The organism is Synechococcus sp. H70.1 (genome assembly GCF_047502705.1).
In the GTDB taxonomy this organism is placed as follows: domain Bacteria; phylum Cyanobacteriota; class Cyanobacteriia; order Thermostichales; family Thermostichaceae; genus Thermostichus.
On the sequence record NZ_JANSIV010000047.1, the window covers coordinates 29,754 to 34,688 of the forward strand.

The 4,935-nt window shown below is 57.9% G+C and carries 6 protein-coding genes; 3 read left to right on the forward strand and 3 right to left on the reverse strand.

Going from position 1 to position 4,935, the window contains the following annotated elements; all coding sequences use genetic code 11:
• Nucleotides 1-38: 38 nt before the first annotated feature.
• Nucleotides 39-659, forward strand: coding sequence for a biotin transporter BioY (locus NW827_RS03855; RefSeq protein WP_414362801.1), 621 nt, complete (start codon nucleotides 39-41; stop codon nucleotides 657-659).
• 361 nt (nucleotides 660-1,020) lie between these two features.
• Here NW827_RS03855 and gshB read toward each other — a convergent pair whose 3' ends face one another.
• A complete protein-coding gene (gene gshB, locus NW827_RS03860) occupies nucleotides 1,021-1,968 on the reverse strand; it encodes a glutathione synthase (protein WP_414362803.1) in 948 nt (315 codons plus the stop codon).
• 244 nt (nucleotides 1,969-2,212) lie between these two features.
• Here gshB and NW827_RS03865 point away from each other — a divergent pair, with 244 nt between their 5' ends.
• On the forward strand, nucleotides 2,213-2,941 hold the full coding sequence (locus tag NW827_RS03865; RefSeq protein ID WP_414403381.1) for a pentapeptide repeat-containing protein: 729 nt from the start codon (nucleotides 2,213-2,215) through the stop codon (nucleotides 2,939-2,941).
• Between the two features lie 57 nt (nucleotides 2,942-2,998).
• Here NW827_RS03865 and rpmB read toward each other — a convergent pair whose 3' ends face one another.
• Complete coding sequence (rpmB, locus tag NW827_RS03870; protein WP_414362805.1) at nucleotides 2,999-3,235, reverse strand: 50S ribosomal protein L28; 237 nt, start codon at nucleotides 3,233-3,235, stop codon at nucleotides 2,999-3,001.
• Nucleotides 3,236-3,258: 23 nt separating this feature from the next.
• Entirely contained in the window at nucleotides 3,259-3,615 is a 357-nt protein-coding gene (locus NW827_RS03875; RefSeq protein ID WP_414403380.1) for a hypothetical protein, read from the reverse strand.
• A 181-nt stretch (nucleotides 3,616-3,796) separates the two neighbouring features.
• Between NW827_RS03875 and NW827_RS03880 the strand changes: the two genes are divergently transcribed.
• The gene (locus NW827_RS03880; protein WP_414403379.1) at nucleotides 3,797-4,903 is read left to right on the forward strand and encodes a dockerin type I domain-containing protein; all 1,107 of its coding nucleotides are present in this window, start codon (nucleotides 3,797-3,799) and stop codon (nucleotides 4,901-4,903) included.
• The last annotated feature ends 32 nt before the right edge of the window (nucleotides 4,904-4,935 follow it).

Consider the following 4,935-nt stretch of genomic DNA (forward strand, 5'->3'; position numbering starts at 1 on the left):
GTATACTGCGCTTTGTACCTCGATACTGCAGGTGCTTTATGACTGCCACTTACCTACCCTTAGCCCAGACTTTTCTGCCCCGTCCTTCTCGCGTTCGCGATCTGCTGCTGGTGGTGGGAGGGAGCCTAGTCGTAGCTGCTCTAGCGCAGGTGCGGATCCCTTTGCCTTTTACGCCGGTACCCATCACTGGACAAACCTTTGGGGTAATGCTGGTGGGGGCAGGCTTGGGGGCCAGGCTGGGCTTTCTTGCCTTGCTGCTGTATCTGCTGGAGGGGTTACTAGGACTGCCCTTCTTCTCCGGCGGCGGAGCCGGTCTCAAACACCTAACTGGGGCAACAGGAGGCTACCTGCTGGCTTTTCCCCTGGCTGCAGCGCTGATGGGCTGGTTTGTAGAGCGCTGGGGGGCGGATCGCAGTCCTTGGAAGATGGCAGCAGCCATGCTCTCCTGCTCAGTTTTGATCTACGCTCTGGGAGCTACCTGGCTGGGAGTATGGCTGAACGAGAATGTCGGCCCCACCTCCGTCTTGGCGGTGCTCAGCAAGGGGGTGTTTCCCTTCATCCCCGGCGATGGGTTGAAGTGTGGGCTGGCGGCAGTCCTGTTGCCCGCCACTTGGCGCTGGCTAGGGCGGAAGCAGCCAGCAGCTGCTCCCGAATCCTAGGGGGCGGGATTGGCCTGGCGAGAATCTAAAAAAAAGATGATGTTTGCCGGGATCGAGTTCTTTTTCTGGGATTCTAGTACTTGATCAAAGCGGTGTTCAAAGCCACCCATTAATGGAGCGCTTCTTATTTTGCTCTAGGGCTTTGTAGGTCGCTGGCCGGTCGCGACAGGCCCCCTTTGGGGGCTATTTTTATTGAATTGACAGCGCTGAAGAGTTTTTGATAGCTGAGAACCTGAATACAACTCGGTGAGGGATGGGGGTGCGGCACTGGACTTTATAGGCCCCCCGCAACGAGGGGGTAGAAGGTCTTGGCTGTAGAAATTCCCGTGGCTGCATGCATCTAAATGAGTGCGGGGGGAGGTTAGGTTTTAACAGGCACTTTTTTCTCCAACCACTCGGCCACTTGGTTAGCCAGATCAACTCCCTGTAACTGACTGATCTCCCGCAACATCGTTGGGCTAGTAACGTTAACCTCCGTCAGCCGCTCACCAATTACGTCAATGCCTACAAAGTAGAGTTTCTCCTGGCGCAGTACTGGCGCCAAAGCTGCGCAGAGAGCCCGTTCTTTTTCGGTAATCTCAGTTTTCTCCACCCGACCGCCGGCAGCCACATTGCCGCGAAAATCCCCCTCGCCGGGAATGCGATTGACGGCGCCCAAAGGTTCACCCTCTAGCAACAAAATGCGCTTATCTCCCGCTGCTGCCTGGGGCAGATACTCTTGCACCATCACGGGCAGCCGGCCAAATTGAGTGCTCAGCTCGATGAGGGAATTGAGGTTGGGATCGCCGGCGTTGGCCCGCAGGATCCCTTCTCCTCCTTTGCCGCCCAGGGGCTTGAGCACTGCTTGCCCCACCTGCTCGACAAATTGGCGGAGCAAGGCCTTATTGCTGCTAACACAGGTGCGCGGGATCCACTCTTTAAATTGCAGGGCATAGAGCTTTTCGTTGGCGGAGCGGATGCCAGCGGGATGGTTGAGTACCAAGGTACGGCTGGGAGGGAGGCGATCCAAGAGGTAGGTGGCATAGAGATAGGCTGTATCCACCGGCGGATCCTTGCGCATCCATACCGCCTGCATTTGGCTCAAGGGCACCAGGCGCCGTTCTTTGACCTCGTACCAGGGATCCGCCTTTAGATCCAGCCGGATTTCAGATACCGCCCCCCAGGTTTCTCCCTGATCCCAGTAGAGATCGGCTAGTTCTAGGCAAAAAATGCGGTGCCCGCGTCGCTGCAGCGCCTCCATCAAGGCAACGCTGGTGTCGTGGCCCACCTGCAACTGGGGCAGTGGATCGAGGATAAAGGCTACCTGCATAGAGGGTTAGGGTTCACAGACGAAGGGCTGCCCTGAGTATGCAATAAATCGAGGCCAATTCAACTAGAAGGCCATCTCGGCAAGGGTTGCCAGAACAGCTGGCGGAGAGCCATTGTTAACTTCCTCTTAACCTCAGCAGGCGGTGCAAACGTTAGCCTGGTAGCTAGGGGTCTTTGTGAGCTAGCGGTCAGTTGCTAGCGGGGTTGATCGAGTTTCTAGACTGCTTGTAGGGAATAGCCAGCCTGTGAGTGCCCCTCCCTCTCAGCCCTTGGAGCCGGTTCGCATTGAAACCACGCGGGACTTGCTAGCAGCCCTGCGGGAAGGACGCTCCCTGGTGGGTGCCAACCTCGAAGGTGCTTACCTCTCGCGAGGCCTGTTCGACCGCATTCAAATGCCCAAGGCCAACCTGACGCGGGCCAATTTGCGCTCCCTTAGCATGCAGCAGGCGGATCTGCGGCTGTGTAACTTTCGCCGTGCCGAGATGGAGCGGGCCAATTTTGCCGCTTCAGATCTGCGGGGATCCAGCTTCAGTCAAGCCGTGGGAGACTACAGCAACTTCACCGCTGCCAAGCTGGACAAAAGCAGCTTTCAGGGGGGGCGTTTCAGCCACTCCATCTTTCGCGCGGCTAGCCTGGTAGCTGCCAACCTGACAGAGGGGAACTTTTTCGGCGCCGACTTTCGCCAAGCCAACCTATTTCGCTGCAACCTCTCCCAGGCTGTCCTGGCCAGTTGTCAGTTGCAGGAGGCCAACCTTGACCAGGCCCTCCTGGTGGGGGCCAATCTACAAGAGGCCCAAATTGAGGGGGCCAGCTTTGTTGGCGCCGACTTTACTGACGCCAAGCTCTCCGAGGAAATGCGCAAGTTCTTGATTGAGCACGCCAGCGGCACCAACGAACTAACCCAGCGGGACACCCTCAACACGCTGCTGGCGGGGCTTCAGCCCAAGTCGCGCAAGCTATTTGGGTTGCTGTAGAGGCCTACTGGCTTGGATCCCAGGCCCGCCTAGGGGCCCAGTTTCCCAAGCGACCTCTTAAAATTGGTTGAGGTCAATGCCAGCCTCGCGGGCCATGGTTCCTATCCCCTTGGTCTTGAGGGTTTTTAGGGCCTTGGTCGAAAGACGCAGGCGGACAAACCGCTTGCCCTCTTCCCACCAGATGCGCTTCCACTGCAAGTTAACTTCCTGTAGGCGCTTGGTACGTCGATGGGAGTGGGAGATGGCAAAAGCGTTGTTGCGTTTTTTGTTGGTCAGTTGGCAACGACGTGCCATGGAATACAAGCAACTCAGCGCTGCTATTGTATAGTGTTTTTCCGTTGGTCAGCAAGTTGGGCTTGCAACTGGGCTAGCTCTGCCCTCAATTGGTTAAAGGTTTGTTGGCAATGGTTGACGCTTCTTAGAGGCAGCTCTTCGTTTTTAGCAATGCAGGTTACCTGGACAGACCCATCGGAGGTCTGGCGGGTGCGATCCACAAACACTTCCACTGTTACCAGCTTGGGGTAGGGGTTTTTTCCAGGAGGCTCGCCGGCCACCCAGTAGTCAGGGCCACTGTGGAGAATGGTGAGCTGGCAACGCTCCAAGAGGGCGCGGATTGCTTCGCTCAACTGCTCGGCTGAACCCACAAGCTGGGTAACGCAGGAGTATCGAGCCATAGGGGAAGCAAGTCACCACGGCTATCCTACCATCAAGTTTTCGGCTCCTGCAGCCGAAGGCAAGTGAGCAAAATTGCGCTCGAGAGTACCCTGCCTCGGCTTAAGCAGTCCTGCTGCGGGAAAGTGAGCTGAGTTACAACATAGAGGACGCCTTCCAGCTTTTTCCCTACGGAAAGTTGCCATGTGTAGGGTTTCCCGTTTAGCCCCTTCTCTCTTGCTGCTGGGATCCCTGAGTTTTGGCTGGATGGGTGTTGCCGCTGCCCAGGTTCAGCCTTTTCAACCGGGCGATCTGGATGGAGATGGTCATTTGACGGGGCAGGATCTCAACCTGCTGGGAGCCTATTGGCGCGGAGAGCTGCAGTTAACCAACGAGCAGATTCAAGCTGCCGATGTCAATCAGGACGGGCAGATTAGCGAAGCCGATGGGCAGGTTCTCCAGCAGCGCCTTCAAGCCGCTACGGATGCTCCCCCAGGACAGGGGCAGTTAGATTCTGCCTACTCGGGTCAGGTGGTGGATCGCCTGACGGGGCAGCCCCTGGCCGGTGTGGAGGTGGCCATTCCGGGGGCGGGGATTTCAGTGCGCACGGATGCTCAGGGTCGGTTTCGCCTGCCGGAGCCGCTGCCGGCAGAGGAGATTTTGGTAGCGCGCCTGGAGAATTACTTGCCCTATTCCCAAAGTACAAGCAGAGTTTCAGCCGGCGGGGATCGACCTTGGCAGTTGCAGTTGGAGCGCTGGGATCCCAACACAACTCTGGTCCTGGAGGCAAATGTCATCCGCCTGGGCGATAACCACTACTCCCCGGAATCCGCTGCCGCCGGGCAATTTCTTGGTCCTGCCCAAGGGGTGGAAATGACCCGCTCCTTCAGCCTAGAACGTCTGCCGCCCCGCCCACCGGTTTTGCGCATTGGATCCCTGATTGGGTTGGACACAGCCGCTGCCTATCGGGCTGGCCAGTCCCGGATCCCCACTGCCGATATGTCTCCCATGCGCGTGCTTTTGAACGGGGTAGAGGTGGAGCAGCTCCAGTTGGGAGGAGACGACCTACACATCCCTCTGCCGCTGCAGCATTTGCGCCTGGGATCGAATACGGTGACGCTGCGCACTGGCAAAACGGTGCTCCAGCCGGGCAGGATCGCTGGCGGCCCCCGGATCAGTATCCCTCTTTTTGGGGGATCCCTGGATATCGTTGTGCCGCTGGGGAGTGACACCCTCGGCCAGGATGGTGGGGCTTGGGTGGACTACGACGATGTGCAGTTGGCCAATGTCGCGATTGAGATCCCCAACTAAACGCCCAAGCTAACTTGCGCCAGTTAGGCCGT

What these genes read in the sequence shown, in the direction of transcription:
- NW827_RS03855 (WP_414362801.1), top strand. Translation starts at nt 39, where the DNA reads ATGACTGCCACTTACCTACCCTTAGCCCAGACTTTTCTGCCCCGTCCT.
- gshB (WP_414362803.1), bottom strand. Translation starts at nt 1,968, where the DNA reads ATGCAGGTAGCCTTTATCCTCGATCCACTGCCCCAGTTGCAGGTGGGC.
- rpmB (WP_414362805.1), bottom strand. Translation starts at nt 3,235, where the DNA reads ATGGCACGTCGTTGCCAACTGACCAACAAAAAACGCAACAACGCTTTT.
- NW827_RS03875 (WP_414403380.1), bottom strand. Translation starts at nt 3,615, where the DNA reads ATGGCTCGATACTCCTGCGTTACCCAGCTTGTGGGTTCAGCCGAGCAG.
- NW827_RS03880 (WP_414403379.1), top strand. Translation starts at nt 3,797, where the DNA reads ATGTGTAGGGTTTCCCGTTTAGCCCCTTCTCTCTTGCTGCTGGGATCC.